The 17,317-nt window shown below is 71.4% G+C and carries 20 protein-coding genes; 6 read left to right on the forward strand and 14 right to left on the reverse strand.

Annotated elements, in window-relative coordinates; genetic code table 11:
* Window positions 1–130: 130 nt before the first annotated feature.
* Entirely contained in the window at window positions 131–847 is a 717-nt protein-coding gene (gene rph, locus Q1K33_RS00060) for a ribonuclease PH (protein ID WP_300399635.1), read from the reverse strand.
* Window positions 848–992: 145 nt separating this feature from the next.
* Between rph and Q1K33_RS00065 the strand changes: the two genes are divergently transcribed.
* Genes Q1K33_RS00065 through Q1K33_RS00080 form a run of 4 tightly spaced genes read left to right on the forward strand, consistent with a single transcriptional unit; the run spans window position 993 to window position 5,931 of the window.
* The gene (locus Q1K33_RS00065; protein ID WP_300399636.1) at window positions 993–1,826 is read left to right on the forward strand and encodes a lysophospholipid acyltransferase family protein; all 834 of its coding nucleotides are present in this window, start codon (window positions 993–995) and stop codon (window positions 1,824–1,826) included.
* Between the two features lie 6 nt (window positions 1,827–1,832).
* Window positions 1,833–3,500, forward strand: coding sequence for an AMP-binding protein (locus Q1K33_RS00070; protein WP_300399637.1), 1,668 nt, complete (start codon window positions 1,833–1,835; stop codon window positions 3,498–3,500).
* Window positions 3,497–4,924 (forward strand): wax ester/triacylglycerol synthase family O-acyltransferase, encoded by a 1,428-nt coding sequence (locus tag Q1K33_RS00075; protein ID WP_300399638.1) that lies wholly within the window; start codon window positions 3,497–3,499, stop codon window positions 4,922–4,924. Before Q1K33_RS00070 ends, Q1K33_RS00075 begins: the two co-directional genes overlap by 4 nt.
* Before the next feature lie 5 nt (window positions 4,925–4,929).
* Window positions 4,930–5,931 (forward strand): alpha/beta hydrolase, encoded by a 1,002-nt coding sequence (locus Q1K33_RS00080; RefSeq protein ID WP_300399639.1) that lies wholly within the window; start codon window positions 4,930–4,932, stop codon window positions 5,929–5,931.
* Here Q1K33_RS00080 and Q1K33_RS00085 read toward each other — a convergent pair.
* The 5 genes from Q1K33_RS00085 to murI all read right to left on the reverse strand — a co-directional run bounded on the left by Q1K33_RS00085 (window position 5,815) and on the right by murI (window position 10,379).
* Window positions 5,815–6,744 (reverse strand): SGNH/GDSL hydrolase family protein, encoded by a 930-nt coding sequence (locus Q1K33_RS00085; protein WP_300399640.1) that lies wholly within the window; start codon window positions 6,742–6,744, stop codon window positions 5,815–5,817. The two genes, Q1K33_RS00080 and Q1K33_RS00085, sit on opposite strands and share 117 nt — an antisense overlap.
* A gap of 114 nt (window positions 6,745–6,858) precedes the next feature.
* A complete protein-coding gene (locus Q1K33_RS00090; RefSeq protein WP_300399641.1) occupies window positions 6,859–7,677 on the reverse strand; it encodes an ABC transporter permease in 819 nt (272 codons plus the stop codon).
* On the reverse strand, window positions 7,674–8,684 hold the full coding sequence (locus Q1K33_RS00095; RefSeq protein ID WP_300399642.1) for an ATP-binding cassette domain-containing protein: 1,011 nt from the start codon (window positions 8,682–8,684) through the stop codon (window positions 7,674–7,676). The genes Q1K33_RS00090 and Q1K33_RS00095 overlap by 4 nt, the downstream gene beginning before the upstream one ends.
* A 28-nt stretch (window positions 8,685–8,712) precedes the next feature.
* Window positions 8,713–9,480 (reverse strand): MBL fold metallo-hydrolase, encoded by a 768-nt coding sequence (locus Q1K33_RS00100; protein WP_300399643.1) that lies wholly within the window; start codon window positions 9,478–9,480, stop codon window positions 8,713–8,715.
* Entirely contained in the window at window positions 9,477–10,379 is a 903-nt protein-coding gene (gene murI, locus Q1K33_RS00105; RefSeq protein ID WP_300399797.1) for a glutamate racemase, read from the reverse strand. The genes Q1K33_RS00100 and murI overlap by 4 nt, the downstream gene beginning before the upstream one ends.
* A 58-nt stretch (window positions 10,380–10,437) precedes the next feature.
* On the opposite strand from murI, the gene Q1K33_RS00110 reads away from it, so the two are divergent.
* Complete coding sequence (locus Q1K33_RS00110) at window positions 10,438–11,508, forward strand: alkaline phosphatase family protein (protein ID WP_300399644.1); 1,071 nt, start codon at window positions 10,438–10,440, stop codon at window positions 11,506–11,508.
* A gap of 56 nt (window positions 11,509–11,564) precedes the next feature.
* Here the strand turns inward: Q1K33_RS00110 and Q1K33_RS00115 are convergent, their stop codons facing one another.
* Entirely contained in the window at window positions 11,565–12,689 is a 1,125-nt protein-coding gene (locus Q1K33_RS00115) for a DUF3152 domain-containing protein (protein WP_300399645.1), read from the reverse strand.
* Between the two features lie 46 nt (window positions 12,690–12,735).
* Between Q1K33_RS00115 and Q1K33_RS00120 the strand changes: the two genes are divergently transcribed.
* The gene (locus tag Q1K33_RS00120) at window positions 12,736–13,575 is read left to right on the forward strand and encodes a PAS domain-containing protein (protein WP_300399646.1); all 840 of its coding nucleotides are present in this window, start codon (window positions 12,736–12,738) and stop codon (window positions 13,573–13,575) included.
* 19 nt (window positions 13,576–13,594) lie between these two features.
* On the opposite strand, the gene Q1K33_RS00125 is transcribed toward Q1K33_RS00120, so the two are convergent.
* From Q1K33_RS00125 to clpS, 7 genes are all read right to left on the reverse strand, one after another.
* Window positions 13,595–14,542, reverse strand: coding sequence for a cysteine synthase (locus Q1K33_RS00125; protein ID WP_300399647.1), 948 nt, complete (start codon window positions 14,540–14,542; stop codon window positions 13,595–13,597).
* A 14-nt stretch (window positions 14,543–14,556) separates the two neighbouring features.
* Entirely contained in the window at window positions 14,557–15,141 is a 585-nt protein-coding gene (locus Q1K33_RS00130; RefSeq protein WP_300399648.1) for an NYN domain-containing protein, read from the reverse strand.
* A gap of 23 nt (window positions 15,142–15,164) precedes the next feature.
* Window positions 15,165–15,437, reverse strand: a complete 273-nt coding sequence (locus Q1K33_RS00135; RefSeq protein WP_300399649.1) for a MoaD family protein — start codon at window positions 15,435–15,437, stop codon at window positions 15,165–15,167.
* A 90-nt stretch (window positions 15,438–15,527) separates the two neighbouring features.
* On the reverse strand, window positions 15,528–15,962 hold the full coding sequence (locus Q1K33_RS00140) for a M67 family metallopeptidase (RefSeq protein WP_300399650.1): 435 nt from the start codon (window positions 15,960–15,962) through the stop codon (window positions 15,528–15,530).
* Window positions 15,963–16,039: 77 nt separating this feature from the next.
* The gene (locus Q1K33_RS00145) at window positions 16,040–16,357 is read right to left on the reverse strand and encodes a hypothetical protein (protein ID WP_300399651.1); all 318 of its coding nucleotides are present in this window, start codon (window positions 16,355–16,357) and stop codon (window positions 16,040–16,042) included.
* 39 nt (window positions 16,358–16,396) lie between these two features.
* Window positions 16,397–16,981, reverse strand: a complete 585-nt coding sequence (locus Q1K33_RS00150; RefSeq protein ID WP_300399652.1) for a DUF2017 domain-containing protein — start codon at window positions 16,979–16,981, stop codon at window positions 16,397–16,399.
* Window positions 16,982–16,985: 4 nt separating this feature from the next.
* Window positions 16,986–17,300 (reverse strand): ATP-dependent Clp protease adapter ClpS, encoded by a 315-nt coding sequence (gene clpS, locus Q1K33_RS00155; RefSeq protein ID WP_300399653.1) that lies wholly within the window; start codon window positions 17,298–17,300, stop codon window positions 16,986–16,988.
* Window positions 17,301–17,317 lie beyond the last annotated feature (17 nt).

Genomic DNA, 17,317 nt, shown 5'->3' on the forward strand with positions numbered 1-17,317 from the left:
TGCGGGGTCCCCGCGGCGTTGGTCGGCGGAGGAGCGAAGCGGAGGAGCCGAGGAACGCCGTGGGGTGTTCATGCGGGGTCCCCGCGGCGTTGGTCGGCGGAGGAGCGAAGCGGAGGAGCCGAGGAAGTGTTCACGCGCCGAGGGCCTCCTGCTGCAGGCGGGTCAGGTCGGCGCAGCCCTTCTCGGCCAGGCCGAGCAGCGCGTCCAGCTCGGCGCGGTCGAAGGCCGCCCCCTCGGCGGTGCCCTGGACCTCGACGTACGACCCGGCACCGGTCATCACGACGTTCATGTCGGTCTCGGCACGCACGTCCTCGACGTACGGCAGGTCCAGGCGTGGGACGCCGTCGATGATCCCGACGCTGATCGCCGAGACCGAGCCGGTCAGCGCGCCGGAGACTCCGAGCGAGGCGCAGGCGTCGACGAGGGCGACGTAGGCGCCGGTGATGGCGGCGGTGCGGGTGCCGCCATCGGCCTGGAGGACGTCGCAGTCGAGCTGGATGGTGTTCTCACCCATCGCCTTGTAGTCGACGATCGCGCGCAGCGAGCGGCCGACGAGGCGGCTGATCTCGTGGGTGCGCCCACCGATCCGACCCTTGACCGACTCGCGGTCGGAGCGGGTGTGGGTCGAGCCCGGGAGCATCGCGTACTCGGCGGTGACCCAGCCGAGGCCGGAGCCCTTGCGCCAGCGCGGCACGCCCTCGGAGGCCGAGGCGACGCACAGCACGCGGGTCTTGCCGAACTCGACCAGCACGGAGCCGGCGGCGTGGTCGAGCCAGTTGCGGGTGATGGTGACCGGGCGGAGCTCGTCGTCGGCTCGGCCGTCCTCGCGCGGTGTCGGTGTCGTCATGAGCCCGACCTTAGGCGGTGGAAATCCGGATTCCTTGCCCGCCCCGGGCCCGGAGCGGGATACTCGCCCGCGACGCTCGTCACAGCGGGCAGACCAGGTCAACGGGACACCACCGCACAGCACACCAGGGCACATGGGAGGCCACGTGAGCACGCGCGACCTCGACCACTCCCTCCAGCGGGCGCTCCAGGAGGCCGACCTCGCGATGCGTGACGGCGCCTACGTCGCCACGATCGTCCCCCTGCTGGGTCGACTGATGAAGCTGTACTTCCGCTCCGAGGTCCGTGGCTTCGAAGCCATCCCTCCCGAGGGCGGTGCACTGATCGTCTCCAATCACTCCGGTGGGCTCATGCCGATGGACGTCCCGATCCTGGCGGCGGCCTTCGTCGAGGAGTTCGGCCCGGATCGTCCCCTCTACGTGCTCGCCCACGACATGCTGTTCACCGGCGCCGCCGGCCCCGTCATGCGGCGCTGCGGCTTCATGCCGGCCACCCGCGAGAACGCCGCGGCCATCCTCGACTCCGGCGCCGTCACGATCCTCTTCCCGGGGGGTGACCACGACGTCTTCCGGCCGTCGTCGGCCAAGAACACCATCGACTTCGCGGGTCGCACCGGCTACGTCCGTACGGCGTTGCGCAGCGGGGTGCCGATCGTGCCGGTGGTCAGCATCGGCGGTCACGAGGACCAGCTGCACCTGTGGCGCGGCGAGATCATCGCCAAGCTGCTCCGCCTCGAATCCCTGCTGCGCACCAAGTACTTCCCGATCTCCTTCGGCTTCCCCTTCGGCCTGACCGCGGCCTTCCCGCCCAACCTGCCCCTGCCCACCAAGATCGTCACCGAGGTCCTCGAACCGGTCGACGTGGTCGCACAGTTCGGCGAGGATCCCGACGTGGCCGAGGTCGACGTGGAGATCCGTCGGCGCATGCAGGACGCTCTCGACCAGCTCGCCCGCGAACGCCGCTTCCCCGTGATCGGCTGAGGTCGGATGACGAAGGTCCAGCGACTCCTCGCCCGGCTCCGCTCCCAGCTGTGGGTGGTGAGCATCCTCGTGCGAAGCGGCATGCTGACCGTGCTGCGCCCCGACAAGTACGTCGGCATGGCTCGCGTCGTGCGCACCCAGGGCACCAACGCCACGACCGGCCTCGCCATGGCCGCCGTACGGCGTCCACACGCCGTCGGACTCATCGACGAGCTCGGCTCGCTGACGTGGCGCGAGCTCGACCAGCGCTGCGACGCCCTCGCGGTCGGCCTGCGCGCGGCCGTCGGCGACGACGTGCCGACCGTGGCGCTGCTGTGCCGCAACCACCGCGGGTTCGTCGAGACCCTCAGCGCCAGCGCCCGTCTCGGGGCGCAGGCGCTGCTGCTCAACACCGGCTTCTCCGGGCCCCAGCTGGCCGACGTGATGGTGCGCGAGGCGGGTGCCGTCATCGTGTACGACGAGGAGTTCGCCGGCGTCGTCGCCGACGCCCGGTCCCGGATCCCCGGCCTCGTCGAGGTGATCGCCTGGCAGGACGAGCCGGACACCCGCGGCAGCCGGGACAGGGGCGCCGGCACCCCGCTCACCGTCGCGTCGCTGATCGCCGCCCACACGGGCCAACGACCTCCCGTGCCCGACAGCCCCGGGCGCGTCATCCTGCTGACCTCGGGCACCACCGGCGCCCCCAAGGGCGCCAAGCGCGGCGGCGGCGGTCCCGACGAGCTCGCGGCCACCCTCACCGCCGTCCCGTGGAAGGCGGAGGAGACCATCGTCGTGGCCGCGCCGATGTTCCACGCCTGGGGCTTCGGGCAGCTCGCCATCGCCGGCACGATGACCTGCACCGTCGTGATGCGGCGCAAGTTCGACCCCGAGGCCACGCTCGCCCTCGTCGACGAGCACCGTGCCACCGGGCTGGCCGTCGTCCCGGTCATGCTGGAGCGCATCGTCGACCTGCCGGCCGAGGTGCTCGACCGCTACCGCCTCGACAGCCTGCGGTTCGTCTCCGCCAGCGGCTCGCGGATGCGTCCCGACGCCGTGATCGCGTTCATGGACCGCTTCGGCGACGTCGTGTTCAACGCCTACAACGCCACCGAGGCCGGTCAGATCACCGTCGCCTCCCCCGCCGACCTGCGCCACGCCCCCGACACCGCGGGCCGGGCGGTGCGCGGCACGCTGCTGCGCATCGTCGACGACGCCTGGCAACCCGTCCCTGTGGGTGACGTCGGACGGATCACCGTCAAGGGCGCCTCCGAGTTCGACGGCTACACCGCCGGCGACACCAAGGACTCCGACCCGTCGGCGGCCGGCAAGGGTTTCATGGTCTCCGGCGACGTCGGTCGCCTCGACGCCGAGGGACGCCTCTACGTCGTGGGCCGCGACGACGAGATGATCGTCTCCGGTGGGGAGAACGTCTACCCGCTCGAGGTCGAGAAGACCCTCGGCGAGCACCCGTCGGTCCGCGAGGTCGCGGTCATCGGCGTCCGCGACGAGTCCTACGGCCAGCGCCTGGCGGCCTACGTCGTGCTCGTGCCGGGCGCGCAGGACGGCCCCGACGAGCTCAAGGCGCACGTCAAGGCCCACCTGGCCGGCTACAAGGTGCCGCGCGACGTCGTGCTGCTCGACGAGCTGCCCCGCAACGCGTCGGGCAAGATCATGAAGCGCGAGCTGACCGCATGAGTCGCTCCGGCGTCGAGCGGATGGACGGCGTCGACGCCGGGTTCCTCTACATGGAGACCCCGTCGCAGCACATGCACACGCTCAAGATCGCGGTGCTGGCCCCCAACACCGACCTCACCTTCGACTCCTTCCAGTCCGGGGTGCTCGCCCGCCTGTCCCGGCTCCCGCCGTTGCGGCGCAAGGCCGTGAAGGTGCCGTTCCAGCTCAACCACCCGGTGTGGGTGACCCAGCAACGCGTCGATCCCGCGCGGCACTTCTTCCACCACGTCGTCGGCGGCAGCGGTTCGATGGCGGATCTGGAGCGTCTGATCGGCGAGATCGCCTCCTCCCCCCTGGACCGCTCGGTCCCGCTGTGGGAGCTCCACCTCTGCGAGGGACTCGCCGACGGTGGCGCCGCGATCGTCGGCAAGATGCACCACGCCCTGGCCGACGGCATGGCCGCCAACGCCCTGCTCGGCAACGTGACCGACGTCGCCGGCTCCGAGGCCTTCCTGCCCCGCGAGGCACGCGCCGCGACCCCGGCAGCGGCCGACGAGACCCCGGACGGCCCAACCCTCGTCCGGTCCGCCCTCGTGGACGCCATCCTCCAGATCGCCCTCATCCCCGCGCTCCTCTGGCGGACCCTCACGGGTCTTCGATCGATGCTGCGCTACCGCCGCGCCGAGCGACCCGACGTACCTCGCCCGGTCCTGGACGCCCCTCGTACGTCGTTCAACGGGGCGTTGACCCCACGTCGTGACTTCGCCACGGTCACGCTCCCCCTCGCCGACATCAAGGCAGCCCGCACGGCTCACCCCGGCGCCACGCTGAACGACGTCGTGCTCGCCGTCGTCGGCGGAGCGCTGCGGACCTGGTTGGACGAGCGTGGCGAGCACCCGAGCGCCTCCCTGATGGCCGGGGTCCCCACCGCCACCGACCCGGCGGGCGCCGTACCGCGCCTGCACGGCAACCGCGTCTCCAACCTCTTCACCTCGCTGGCCACCGACGTCGACGACCCGCACGAGCGCCTGCGCGCGATCTCGCGGGTCACCGTGCACTCCAAGGAGATCCAGCGGCAGCTGGGGCCGCAGATGCTCACCGAGTGGACCCAGTTCACGCCACCGGCGCCGTTCAGCGCCTTCATGCGGCTCTACTCGCGGCTGCGCGCCGCGTCGTGGCACGCCGCTCCCTTCAACGTGATCGTCTCCAACGTGCCGGGCCCGCGGGAGCCCGCCCACATCGGCGAGGCCGAGCTGACCGACTTGTTCTCGGTCGGGCCGATCCTCGAAGGGATCGGCCTCAACGTGACAGTCTGGAGCTACGTCGACCGGATGAACTTCTCCCTCCTGACGTGCCCCGACCTGATCGACGACCTCGCTCCCCTGACCGCGCACTTCCGACCCGCCCTGGACGCCCTCCTGTCCCCGGCCACGACCGATAGGTGACGCAGATGCTCCGGATCTCCCGCCGCCACCGCAGGATGACCTACGAGGCTGCCCAGCACGCCTTCCTCCTGGCGACCTACGTGCCGCGCCGCCTCACGGTCGCCGGGCTCCGGTACGGCGCCGGCCGGCTGGTCACCCTGCCCGAGGTCACGTCCGTGCCCGAAGGCCGGATGGTCGACGTCCCGGGACGCGGTCGGATGTTCGTGGTCGACGTCCCGGGCCCCACGCCCGACGCCCCCACCGTGGTGCTGCTCCACGGGCTGGCGACCACGGCCTACCTGTCGTGGTTCGCCGCCCTGGGCGCCGTCGCCGAGCACTACCGCGTCGTCACCTTCGACCTGCGCTGGCACGGCCGCGGGCTGCGAGGCGAGTCGTTCCGGGTGACCGACTGTGCCGATGACGTCGCCGCCGTGCTCGACCACCTCGGGATCGACCAGGCGATCATCGCCGGCTACTCGCTGGGCGGCGCCGTGGCGCAGGAGACCTGGCACCGCCACCCCGAGAAGGTCAGCGGCCTCGTGCTCTGCTCGACGTCGGGCTCGTGGGCCGTGGACCGCGGGGAGCGGCTCTTCTTCCCGGCGCTGGGGGCCGCCATCACGCCGCTGTCTCGCCTCGCGGTCGCCGCCGTCGAGCGGCGCTCCGCCTCCCTTCCCGACCTCCCGTCCTTCGACACGTCCGACCTGGCCGCCTGGGGCCTGGCCGAGCTGCGCAGCACCAGCGGCTGGACGACGCCGCACGTGATGGCCGAGCTCGGGCGCTTCGACTCCTCGTCGTGGATCGGCGACGTGAACGTGCCGACGGCGGTGGTCGTCACCGAGCGCGACGGGGCCATCCCCGCGGCGCGCCAACGCGCCCTGGCCGCGGCCGTCCCGGGCTCGATCGAGCTGAGCTCACCGGGCGGACATGCCTCGCTCTTCCTCGACCACGAGCGCTGGGGCCTGGTCTTCCTGGACGCTCTCGAGCGGGTCGCGGCCCAGCTCCCGGCCTCCGGTCGCCTGGCCGGCTGACGAGACGGCTGACGAACCGGCCGCCGGGGCGATCGAAGGGGCCGTCGGCCGGGTGGGCGGCCGTACGGCGCTGCGCCACACGGCTCGCGCCGCCAACGGTCCGAGGTCGCGGGCGCGCCTGCCCATCCACGGTCCGCCCTCGACCATGACCCAGGCCGCGTCCCGGCGCCAGGTGCGCGTCACCCCACCGGCCGACTCCAGCGACGGCTCCTGCACCTGGAACCCGCGGTCGGTGAGCATCGTGGCGTAGGCCCGCGCCAGTGCCCGGTGACCGCGCTCCGACGGGTGCAGCCGGTCGACCGACCAGCAGGCGCGGTCGAGGATCTCGGGACACCGGTCCAGGTCGAGCCGCACGCCACCGAAGCGCGCGTGCACCTCTTCGTAGGCCGCGTTGACCACGGCCAGGCGCGCGCTGAGCGGACGCCGTACGAACTCGGGGAGACCGACCAGGCTCGGGTGGTCGTGGTAGCGGATCGTCACCAGCAGCGCGCCGACGTCCGTGAGCGCCTCGGCGCACGCGAGCAGGTCGCGACGGGTGACCTCCGGGTCCCAGGTCGCGCGCAGCGTGTCGTTGACCCCCACCAGCATCGTGGCCACGTCGGGCCGGTGCGCCACGGCGTCGGCCAGCTGTCGCTCACGCATCTGGGTCGTGGTGCAGCCGCTGACCGCGGTGTTGCAGTAGGACACGTCGTACGCCGGCGCCAGCGCGTCGACCAGGAGGCGCGACCACCCACGCCACCCTCCCGGCACGGGGTCACCGATACCGACGGTCGTGCTGTCTCCGAGCGCTGCCACCCTCAGGTACGTGGACACGGGACAACGGTGGCGGCCGGGGCTACGTCCACACCTCCGTCGCGTGACGTGTCCCGCAACGTCAGGTGAAGGGCACGCATCACCCCAGATGAGCCCCGCGATGGCCCGGGTCGGCTACTTCACCTCGGCCCTCAGGATCCGGATCACGCCGAGCGCCAGCGGGACGCCCAGCCACAGCAGCCCGGAGGTGAGCAGGTAGCCCCACTCGATGCCCGAGACCGAGAGGTCGTAGAGCGGGCCCTGGGCGAACTCGAAGTCGATCCACGGACGGATGTCGGCGAACGTCTCGAAGTTGGCGGCCAGCACGGCGAACACCGAGACCGGGATCACCCGGTAGGCCACGAAGACCACGATCGAGGCCGGGGTGTTGAGCAACAGGCACGCGATGGCGAAGCCGAGACTCATCGCCAGGACCTGGGTGATCAGGAAGCCACCGAGGAAGGCGCCGCCGAGGTCGAACGACGTCTGGTCCGACTGCACGACCTGACAGATCACCGCGCACACGAGTCCGATCACCACGGCGGTCACCACCGCGACCAGGGTCAGCACGATGCCGGTGAGGTACTTGGCCAGCAGCACCCGCGAGCGGCGAGGCTCGAGCGAGAAGGTGACCATCGCCGTGCGCTGGGTCCACTCGCTGGTCACCAGCATGATCGCCAGCACCGGGAGCACCACAGCGGTGATGTAGCTGGCGAAGAACGCGTAGTCGCCGGCCGACGACTCACCCCCCTCGATCAGGACGACGAGCAGCAAGCCACCCTCCACGATGACGATCAGGATCGCGATCGCGGCGACGAGCCAGAAGCTGGCCAGGGTGTCGACCGCCTTGCGCAGCTCGACCTGCACCAGGCGCACCAGCGGCGTGGGCTGGGTCGCCGCGAGGTCGAGTCCGCGGGGCGTGGCGGCGGGCGGAGGCGGTCCGTAGGCGCTCATCGCGGGGCTCCTGGGTACTGGCCGGGCCGGCCGGGCTGGGTCTGCTGACCAGGCGGTCCGGGCGGGGGCGGGGGCGGGGGTGGACCACCGGGCGCGCCGTACGGCGACCCCTCGCGCTGGGTGCCGGAGGTGAGCTCGAGGAAGAGATCCTCGAGGCCGCCCTCGACCGAGCGCAGGTCGGTGAGGACGATCTGGTGCTCGGCGGCCACGCGGCCGACGTCGACGCTCTCGCACTGCGCGGTGATCCCGTCGGGGCCTCGTGTCACCGCGATCCCGCGCTGGTGCAGGGCGGCGGCCAACCGGTCGTCGTCGAGCGAGGCGACGGTGGTCGTGGCGCTCTTGGTCTGCTGGTTGCTCTGCAGGAGGGACTTCTTGTCGCCCTGCGCCACGATCCGGCCGTGGCCGATGAGGATCATCTCGTCGGCGATCAGCTCGACCTCGTTGAGCAGGTGGCTCGACAGCAGGACGGTGCCGCCGCGGTCGGCATATCCCTTGAGCAGGCCGCGCATCCACCGGATGCCCGCCGGGTCCAGGCCGTTGGCGGGCTCGTCCAGGATCAGCACCTCGGGATCGCCCAGCAACGCGTGGGCGATGCCCAGGCGCTGCTTCATGCCGAGGGAGTAGTTGCGCAGCCGCCGCGTCGACTCGTCGCCGGTCAGCGACACGAGGTGGAGCATCTCCTCGACGCGCGACTTCGGCAGCCCCATGCTCAACGCTCCCAGCGTCAGGATCTCCCGCCCGGTGCGCCCACCGTGCTGGGCGCCGGCGTCGAGGAGCACCCCGACGTGGCGTCCCGGGTTGGGGATGTCGGCGTAGCGATGGCCGCCGATGGTGGCGGTACCGGTGCTGGCCGCGGTCAGCCCGACCAGGATCCGCATGGTCGTGGTCTTGCCGGCGCCGTTGGGGCCAAGGAATCCGGTGACCCGACCGGGCCGGCAGGCGAAGCTGACGTCGTCGACGGCGGTGAACGTGCCGTACCGCCTGGAGAGGTGCTCGACCGTGATCATGGCCGCCACTCTGCCCTACGACCCCGGACTAAAACTCGTAGGTCGCTCCGGCGGAGGCGAGCTCGACCGGACCGGAGTACGCCGTGCGCGCCTCGGCCATCATGGCGTCGCGGTCGAACCACGGCGGCACGTGCGTCAGGACCAGGCGACTGGCCTGCGACCGAGCCGCCACCGAGCCGGCGTCGACGCCGGTGAGGTGGATCCCGGGCGGGTTCTCGTCGGTGTCACGGAACGACGCCTCGCACAGCAGGAGCCGCACGTTGGCCGCGATCCGGTCGAGGCCCTCGCACGGTGCGGTGTCGCCGCTGTAGCCCATCGTCGAGCCGCCGGCGCTGATCCGCATGCCATAGGCCTCGATCGGGTGGTCCACCGGGATCGGCAGGATCGTGAACGGTCCGATCGTGAACGGCCCGTCGTAGGTGTGGAAGTCGAACTCCTCGGTCATGCCGGGGTCCACGGGCAGCTCGTAGGCCCGGGCGACCCGCTCGGCGGTGCCCGCGGGGCCCCAGACCGGGATCGGCGGCTGCGGCCCGGTCGGGTGGTACTTGCGCATCACGTAGTAGCCGCACATGTCGAGGCAGTGGTCGGCGTGGTGGTGGCTGATCAGGACGGCGTCGATCGAGAGCGGGTCGACGTAGCGGTGCAGCTGGCCCAGGGCGCCGTTGCCGAGGTCGAGCAGGATCCGCCAGACCCGCTTGTCCGCTCCGTCGCCGACGTCGGCCTCGAGCAGGTAGCAGCTCGCGGGCGAGTCCGGCCCGGGGTAGGAGCCGGAGCATCCGACGATCGTGAGTCTCACAGCTGTCCTCCTCGAGCGGCTCCGGCGAACTGGGTGGCCGCCACCATCTCAGGTCCGAGGAAGCGTCGTCCGATGGTCTCGAACTCCGCGGGGGACCCGGTCGTCACGAAGCGGTACGTCGGTTCGCCGAGCGACCCCCCGTCGGCCCCGTCGGCCCCGTCGGCCTCGACTGCGCGCATCAGTCCGGTGTCGGCGAGCATCTTGTAGACGTCCTTCGCGCACTCCTCGGCACTGCTGACCAGCGTCACCCCGCCGCCCATGACGTAGGAGATCACGCCGGTGAGCAAGGGGTAGTGCGTGCAGCCGAGGATCAGCGTGTCTACGCCGGCCTCGGTGAGCGGGTCGAGGTAGGTGTGGGCGACCTCGATCAGCTCCTCGCCCCCGGTCACGCCGGCCTCGACGTAGTCGACGAAGGCCGGGCAGGTGCGGGTCATCAGCTGCAGGTGGGGCGCGGCCGCGAAGGCGTCGTCGTAGGCCATCGACTCCGCTGTGGAGGCGGTGCAGATGACCCCGATCCGGCCGTTGCGGGTGGCGGCCACGGCGCGGCGGGTCGCCGGGTAGATGACCTCCACCACCGGTACGTCGTAGCGCTCGCGGGCGTCGCGCAGCATCGCGCCGCTCGCCGAGTTGCAGGCGATGACCAACGCCTTGACCCCCTGGTGCACCAGGTGGTCGAGACACTCCAGGGCGTACTCGCGGACCTCCGCGATCGGCTTGGGTCCGTAGGGCTGACGCGCGGTGTCGCCGACGTACAGCAACGACTCGTGGGGCAGCTGGTCGATGACCGAGCGGGCCACGGTCAGGCCGCCGAAGCCGGAGTCGAAGATGCCGATCGGCGCCTCGCGCTGCTCGGCCGTGGACCGGCCGCCAGCGCGACTCGACAGCGGCGACTGCGTCAGGTGCACGGACCTAACCTACGGCCTACGCGGGCGCCTGGGGCGACGTAGGGTGCGGCGGGTGGTCTTCGTGCGCAGCATCACCTCCGTCGCTCTCCTCGCCGCCCTCGGCATCGCCGTCCCTGCCGTCGCCGGGTCGGCCGTGGTCGCGGCGCAGCCCTCGGGTCCGGTGAGCCCCGTGGGCTCCGACTCGCGGGTGGTCGCCGCCAACCGGCCCGACCCCCAGGTGCTGGCGATCTCGATCGACGCGCTGATGCCGCGGGCCGTCCGACGGCTCGGACGCGACCGCGCTCCGAACCTGTGGCGACTGATCGACGAGGGCGCCTCCACCCTCGAGGCACGCACCCAGGTCGAGCTGACCGTGACCCTGCCCAACCACACGAGCATGGTCACCGGGCGCCGGATCAAGGCCACCAAGGGCGGGCACGGCGTCACCTGGAACGACGACGCACCAGGGCGTCCGCCGACCGTCCAGGCCGCCGCGGGCCACGACGTCGCCTCCCTCTTCAGCACCGCGCACGCAGCCGGTCGGAGCACGGCGCTGTTCGCCACCAAGTCGAAGTTCTCGCTGTTCCAGCGCTCGTGGCCCGACGACCTGGACCGGGTCACGATCAAGGAGGAGAAGGACGCGGTCGTGGTGCGCAAGGTCGTGCGCGACCTGCTCAAGCGCGATCGTGGCGTCACGTTCGTCCACCTCGGCGCCGCCGACAAGGCCGGCCACACGAAAGGCTTCATGAGCCGCGGCTACCTGCGCGCCGTACGACGGCTCGACGGGCTGCTCGGCACCATCCTCGAGGCGACCGACACCGACTCCCGTCTGGACGACCTGACCATCATCCTGACCGCCGACCACGGCGGCGTGCCCGGCACCCGAGACCACGGCGACGCCGGCGCTCGGGACGACTACCGGGTGCCGTTCGCGGTCTGGGGTCCGGGCATCTCCCCCGCAGACCTCTACGACCTCAACCCCGGCTACCGCGACCCCGGCAAGAGCCGACCCGGCCTCAAGGGCAAGCAGCCGGTGCGCAACGGCGACGTCGCCAACCTCGCGCTCGGCCTCCTCGGGCTGGACCCGGTGCCGGGGAGTCGCTTCGGCGTCAAGCGGTCGCTGCTCGTGACCGCGGCCGACTGACTACCTCACCGCATTCCATCGCGCCTGACGCGACCTCGTCCCTCGCGGCCGGCTGCTCACTCCCCCGCCGTCGGCCACGGGTTGAGCCGGCACCCCTGCGTGCCCTTCGACTGCTGCATCATCACCGGCGCCAGCCGACCTGCTCCCGGGCACGACGCGTGACCCTTGCCGAGCCAGTGACCGGTCTCGTGGTTGACGACCATGTGCCGGTAGCCGCGCAGCGACTTGCCGGCGTCGTTCCACGACGGGGTCGCCTGCTGCCAGCGGGTCTGGTTGATGATCACGTAGCGCCCGACGCGGCACGAGTACGTCGAGCTGCACTGGCTGGAGAAGCTCGGCACCGTGCTCGCCTCGGCCAGCACCAAGGAGAACGACCCGCCCTTGGCGACCCTGCTGAACTCCACGCCCTTTCCGCGCCAGCCGCGCGGGTCGTCGAACGTCTGCTGCGAGAGCCGAGCGAACTTCTTCACGCTGGCGGTGATCGTGCCCCGGGTGATCACCGAGTAGGTGACCTTCCGACGCACGTCGACCCGGTGCCTGACGCGCGCCGTGACCGCGGAGGTGGCGCGGGCGCGACGGTAGCCCTCGACGTACGACGTCACCTGGACGCGGACGCGGTGCCCGACGTCCCGGGGGACGAAGCGGTAGCGGCGCGACGTGGCGCCGTTGATCGGCTCGCCGTCGCGCAGCCACCGGTAGCGGACCCGGTCGGGCTCGACACGCCACCGGCCCCGGGTCGCGGTGACCGTGCGGCTGAAGCGAGCGACCCCGCGGACCTTCGGCTGGCGCCGGTTGACCTGGGTGCCGCGTCCGACCTTCGCGGTGGGCTCGGAGGTGGCCGTGACCCGCCCGGCCTCGGCGCCGTCGGGGTGGGTCGCGGTGACCGCGACGCTCAGGCGGTGCCCCAGGTCGGCGGTGCGGACGCTGTAGCCGGCCTCGCGCGCCCTGCCGATCGGCTTGCCGTCGCGCAGCCAGCGGTAGGTCAGGGCGACGTCCTCCGGATCCCACTCCCCCGGGTCCGCGACCAGGGTCCTGCCGTAGCGGGCCGTCCCGACCACGGCAGGTGGCGTCACGTTCGCGACCTCGCCGTCGGCCTCGGCCTTGCTCGGCGCGGCCGATGCGGCCGGGGCTGCCGTGCCCAGGGTGACGATCAGGGCCAGGGTGAGGAGCAGGGCGCGCATGCGTTCACGGTAGCCGCGCGAGCGGCCCGTGGTGGACGATGACCTCATGAGCGCACTGTCCGAGCTGTTGGCCGATCCCGGCGCCTGGCAGCAGCAGGACTCCCTGGTCGCTGCGCTCGCCGACGAGCTGGGTCTCGACGACGACTCCGCGACGCGCATTGCGGAGACCCTCGCCGAGAACGAGCACGCCCGGACGACCGGCCTCGACCAGCTGTGGCAGCTGCGCGAGCGCATGTCCACGGCCCAGTCGTTCGCCACCATGGGCGACTTCGACTTCCACCTCGCGACGAACGTCAACACCTGCTCCGACGAGCTGTTCCGCATCTACGGCTACGACCCCGGCGCGATCGATCCGTCGTACACGCTGTTCTTCGAGCACGTCCACCCCGAGGACCGCGAGACCGTCCGGGCCGCCTACCAGCGCGCGCTCGCCACCGGGGCGCCCTACGAGATGGTCGAGCGGATCCGGCGGGCCGATGGCGAGCTGCGCTACCTGTGGACCAACGGCGAGGTGATCCGCGACGGGGACGGGAAGCCGGTGCGGATGCGCGGCACCAGCATCGACATCACCGACCGCGTCCTCGCCGAGCAGGCCCGCGCCGAGGCGGCGCTGAGACTGGGCGATGCGGGACTGCGACGTCGGCAGGCCTCGGAGATCAACGACAACCTCGTCCAGGGCCTCACCGCGGCGATCTACGCCCTCGAGCTCGACGACATCGAGCGGGTCGGCGGCTACCTGCGCCAGACGTTGGCCTCGGCGAGCCGGATGATGACCGACCTGCTCGAGGAGCAGTACGACGAGCACGACGACCGCGCGCTGGTGCGCTCGGCGCCGGCCAGTCTCGGCGTCGGCCCGGACAACGTCGGCCGGGACGAGGTCGGCTGACCTCGGCGAGGGGCTGCCCTCAGGCCCAGAGCTGGCCCTCGAGGCGGTCCTCGGCCTCGTCGACGGTGCCCTCGTAGGCGCCCGTGGAGAGGTACTTCCAGCCGCCGTCACACACCACGAAGGCGATGTCGGCGCGCTCGCCGGCCTTGACGGCCTTGGCCGCCTGGCCGAGCGCCGCGTGCAGGATCGCGCCGGTCGAGATCCCCGCGAAGATCCCCTCGAGCTCGAGCAGCTCGCGGGTGCGTCGTACGGCGTCACGCGGCCCGACCGAGAACCGGGAGTCGATCAGCTCGGCGTCGTAGAGCTCCGGCACGAAGCCCTCGTCGAGGTTGCGCAGTCCGTAGACCAGCTCGCCGTACCGCGGCTCGGCGGCGACGATCTTGACCTCGGGCTGGTTCTTGCGGAAGAAGCGGCTGACGCCCATCAGGGTGCCGGTGGTGCCGAGCCCGGCGACCACGTGCGTGACCGAGGGCAGGTCGGCCAGGATCTCCGGGCCGGTGCCCTCCTCGTGGGCGAGGGCGTTGGCGGCGTTGCCGTACTGGTAGAGCATCACCCAGTCGGGGTGCTCCTCGGCGACCCGCTTGGCGACCCGAACCGCCTCGTTGGACCCGCCGGCGGCCGGTGAGGAGATGATCTCGGCGCCCCACATCCGCAGCAGCTGGCGGCGCTCGGAGGAGGTGTTCTCCGGCATCACGCACACGATCCGGTAGCCCTTGAGCTTGGCCGCCATCGCCAGCGAGATCCCGGTGTTGCCCGAGGTCGGCTCGAGGATGGTGCAGCCCGGACGCAAGGTGCCGTCCTTCTCCGCCTCCTCGATCATCTTCAACGCCGGACGATCCTTGATGGAGCCGGTCGGGTTGCGGTCCTCGAGCTTGGCCCACAGGCGTACGTCGGGGCTCGGCGAGAGCCGCGGCAACCCCACGAGCGGGGTGTTGCCGACCGAGGCGAGCAGGTTGTCGTACCGCATGGGCCAGTCCCTTCTCAGCGCAGGAAGTAGGTCGGGTCGAAGTCGTCGAGCGGGATGATCCGCACGCGCGGCAGCTCGGCGTTGAAGGCACGCACGTCGTACTCGAGGTCGAAGAGCTCGAGTCCGTCGTCGACCAGGTCGGCGAGGTGGGTGCTGGTGAACTCCCGGAACCCCAGCAGTCCCACGCGCCGCTCGGGCGCGTCGTGCCCGAGCAGCGAGGCGAGCTGCGGGGCGAAGTCGGCGTCGTGGCTGGCGAGCACGACATCGGCGTCGTCACGCTCGAGCAGCGCGGTGAGGGTGCGCTGGATACCGATGTCGACGACCTTCTCGTCGGCTCCACCGGACAGCGGCACCGGCCGGTAGTCCATGGCCAGCAACGCCTGCACGAACGACGTCGGCAGGGTGCCGTGGCTGGCGTTGAGGAAGAAGAGCCCGGTGACCTGCTGGCCCCAGGCCTGCTCGACGTGGGCGGTGACGCGCTCCCACCTCGGGCGCTCCTCGGGGTGGGGCCGGCGACCCAGCACCGAGCCGCCGAGCGTGGCGTCGATGTTCTCGCCGTCGACGAGGACGAAGGTACGGCGACCCGAAGGCTCGGTCACGGACGCGGCCTCGTCATCAGCCCTCATCCCCCCGCGACGGCGGGGAGCACGACGACCTGGTCGCCGTCCTTGAGCTCGGCCTCGAGGCCGCCGATGAAGCGGACGTCCTCGTCGTTGACGTAGATGTTGATGAAGCGACGCAGGTCGCCGTTGTCGACGAGGCGCTCCTTGATGCCCGGGTGGTTGCCCTCGAGGTCGTCGATGACCGCGCTGAGGGTGCCGCCCGCGGCGTCGACGGCCTTCTCGCCGCCGGTGTAGGTGCGCAGGATGGTCGGGATCCGGACCTCGATGGCCATGTGGTGATGCTCCTCAGCTGTCTGGGTTGCCTGGTGCGTGTGGTGGTGCGTGTGGTGCTGGACGGGTGATCGTGCCGGCCGCTGCGGGCCTCAGGTCGTCGGGAGCGCGGCGACCACGGCGACCTCTTCCTCGGTCACCTCGCCGTCCACGATCCTGTAGGACCTGAACTCCACCGGGCCGTCGTTATTCCCGTGCTCACGCGTGCTGACGAGCACGTAGTGCGCTCCGGGCTCGCTCGCGAGGCCGATGTCGGTGACGCTCGGGTAGGCCTCGGTAGCGGTGTGGGAGTGGTAGACGACGACGGGCTCCTCGTCGAGGTCCCACATCTGCTTGTAGAGCGCCAGCAGCTCGGTGGAGTCGAACTCGTAGAACGTCGGGCTCCCGGCGGCGTTGACCATCTCCACCAGGCGGGTGGGACGGTCGCTCCCCTCGGGGCCCGCGACGATGCCGCACGCCTCGTCGGGGTGGTCCCGCTTGGCGTGCGCGACGATGCCGTCGTAGGTGGCTTGGTCGATGGTCAGCACCCAGCCAGCCTAGGGCCCGCCGCCGTCGGACTCACGCCCGCGCCAGCACCTGGGAAGGTTCGGTCGACCCAGCGGGGTCAGCCGACGACCTCCTCGCTGATCTCACCGAGCGTCTTGTCGGGGTCCTCGGCCTCGCACAGGGTGGTGAAGGCGGTGGCGAACTGGTCGTAGGCGGCCTCGCCGCCGAGCTCCTCGAACTGCGCGACCTCGTCGTCGGAGGCCTGGGCCTCGAGGGCCTCGGTGACGAAGGAGATCTTCTCGTCCTGCGAGAAGTCGAGGTACTCCCCGCACTTGGTGCTGTCGTACTCGTCGGCGCACGCGGTCAGGAGTCCGCCGAGAAGGGCGATGGCGCCGAGGGCGACGGCGGGCCGGGCGAGACGGGAGGGAGTGGTCATGGGCGGGAAACTAGCACCACCCGGCTCCACTGCGGCGTGTCAGCGCGAGAGGGACTCGACCAGGGTCTCCTGGAGGTAGCCCACCCAGTCGTAGATGTCGTGGGCCTGCGCACGCGGGTCGTCGTCGGGCAGGGCGAACCAGTACTCCTCGTCACCGTCCTCCACCCCGAGTCGCGTCGCGAGGGCGAGTCGTACGTCGGTGAACGAGCGCATCCAGGTGCGCGCGACGTCGGGCTCGAGCTCGACGTCGATCATCAGGCCGTCCTCCTCGAGCTGGGGCGGCAGGCCCGCCTCCTCGAGGGTGTCGATGACCAGGCAGGCCGCCTGGGCCTTGCCGTCGCGCAGGGAGCCCTCGGTGAACCGGCGGAACTCCGAGGCGGCCTCGTCGTCGTCGCGGTAGGCGCTGGGGAACAACCGCGCCAGGACCGGGTCCTCCGGCTCGCTCGTCGGGCCGGAGAAGTCCATCAGCGCCTCGAACGGGTCACGCGCGTCGTCCGGCACGGCGGCCTCGTTGCGCAGCAGCTCGACGAGCTGGCCGGCGAGGGAGCGCAGCAGGTCGGCCTCGAACCCGGTGAACGTCGCGATGGTGCGCCCGCTTCGGCGGTGTCGCTGGAACCCGCTCACCGCACTACTCCGACTTCTGCAGGGTGGCCCACAGCCCGTACTCGTGCATCGCCTGGACGTCGCGCTCCATCTGCTCGCGCGTGCCGGTGCTGACCACGGACTTGCCCTCCTCGTGGACCTCCATCATCAGCTTCTCCGCCTTCTTCTTGGAGTAGCCGAAGTGCTCCTGGAAGACGTAGCTGACGTAGGACATGAGGTTGACCGGGTCGTTCCAGACGATCGTGACCCAGGGTGTGGCCAGGACCGTGACCTGGTCGGGCTCCAGGGTCGTCTCGAGCCCGGAGTCGACGTCAGGGCTCGCGGTGGCAACGGCTCCCATAGTCACCCATGGTGGCA

Source organism: Nocardioides sp. (assembly GCF_029937575.1).
Lineage (GTDB): Bacteria > Actinomycetota > Actinomycetes > Propionibacteriales > Nocardioidaceae > Nocardioides.

What these genes read in the sequence shown, in the direction of transcription:
- Q1K33_RS00120 (WP_300399646.1), top strand. Translation starts at nt 12,736, where the DNA reads ATGAGCGCACTGTCCGAGCTGTTGGCCGATCCCGGCGCCTGGCAGCAG.
- Q1K33_RS00090 (WP_300399641.1), bottom strand. Translation starts at nt 7,677, where the DNA reads ATGAGCGCCTACGGACCGCCTCCGCCCGCCGCCACGCCCCGCGGACTC.
- clpS (WP_300399653.1), bottom strand. Translation starts at nt 17,300, where the DNA reads ATGGGAGCCGTTGCCACCGCGAGCCCTGACGTCGACTCCGGGCTCGAG.
- Q1K33_RS00095 (WP_300399642.1), bottom strand. Translation starts at nt 8,684, where the DNA reads ATGATCACGGTCGAGCACCTCTCCAGGCGGTACGGCACGTTCACCGCC.
- Q1K33_RS00075 (WP_300399638.1), top strand. Translation starts at nt 3,497, where the DNA reads ATGAGTCGCTCCGGCGTCGAGCGGATGGACGGCGTCGACGCCGGGTTC.
- Q1K33_RS00145 (WP_300399651.1), bottom strand. Translation starts at nt 16,357, where the DNA reads ATGACCACTCCCTCCCGTCTCGCCCGGCCCGCCGTCGCCCTCGGCGCC.
- Q1K33_RS00115 (WP_300399645.1), bottom strand. Translation starts at nt 12,689, where the DNA reads ATGCGCGCCCTGCTCCTCACCCTGGCCCTGATCGTCACCCTGGGCACG.
- Q1K33_RS00070 (WP_300399637.1), top strand. Translation starts at nt 1,833, where the DNA reads ATGACGAAGGTCCAGCGACTCCTCGCCCGGCTCCGCTCCCAGCTGTGG.
- Q1K33_RS00080 (WP_300399639.1), top strand. Translation starts at nt 4,930, where the DNA reads ATGCTCCGGATCTCCCGCCGCCACCGCAGGATGACCTACGAGGCTGCC.
- rph (WP_300399635.1), bottom strand. Translation starts at nt 847, where the DNA reads ATGACGACACCGACACCGCGCGAGGACGGCCGAGCCGACGACGAGCTC.
- Q1K33_RS00135 (WP_300399649.1), bottom strand. Translation starts at nt 15,437, where the DNA reads ATGGCCATCGAGGTCCGGATCCCGACCATCCTGCGCACCTACACCGGC.
- Q1K33_RS00125 (WP_300399647.1), bottom strand. Translation starts at nt 14,542, where the DNA reads ATGCGGTACGACAACCTGCTCGCCTCGGTCGGCAACACCCCGCTCGTG.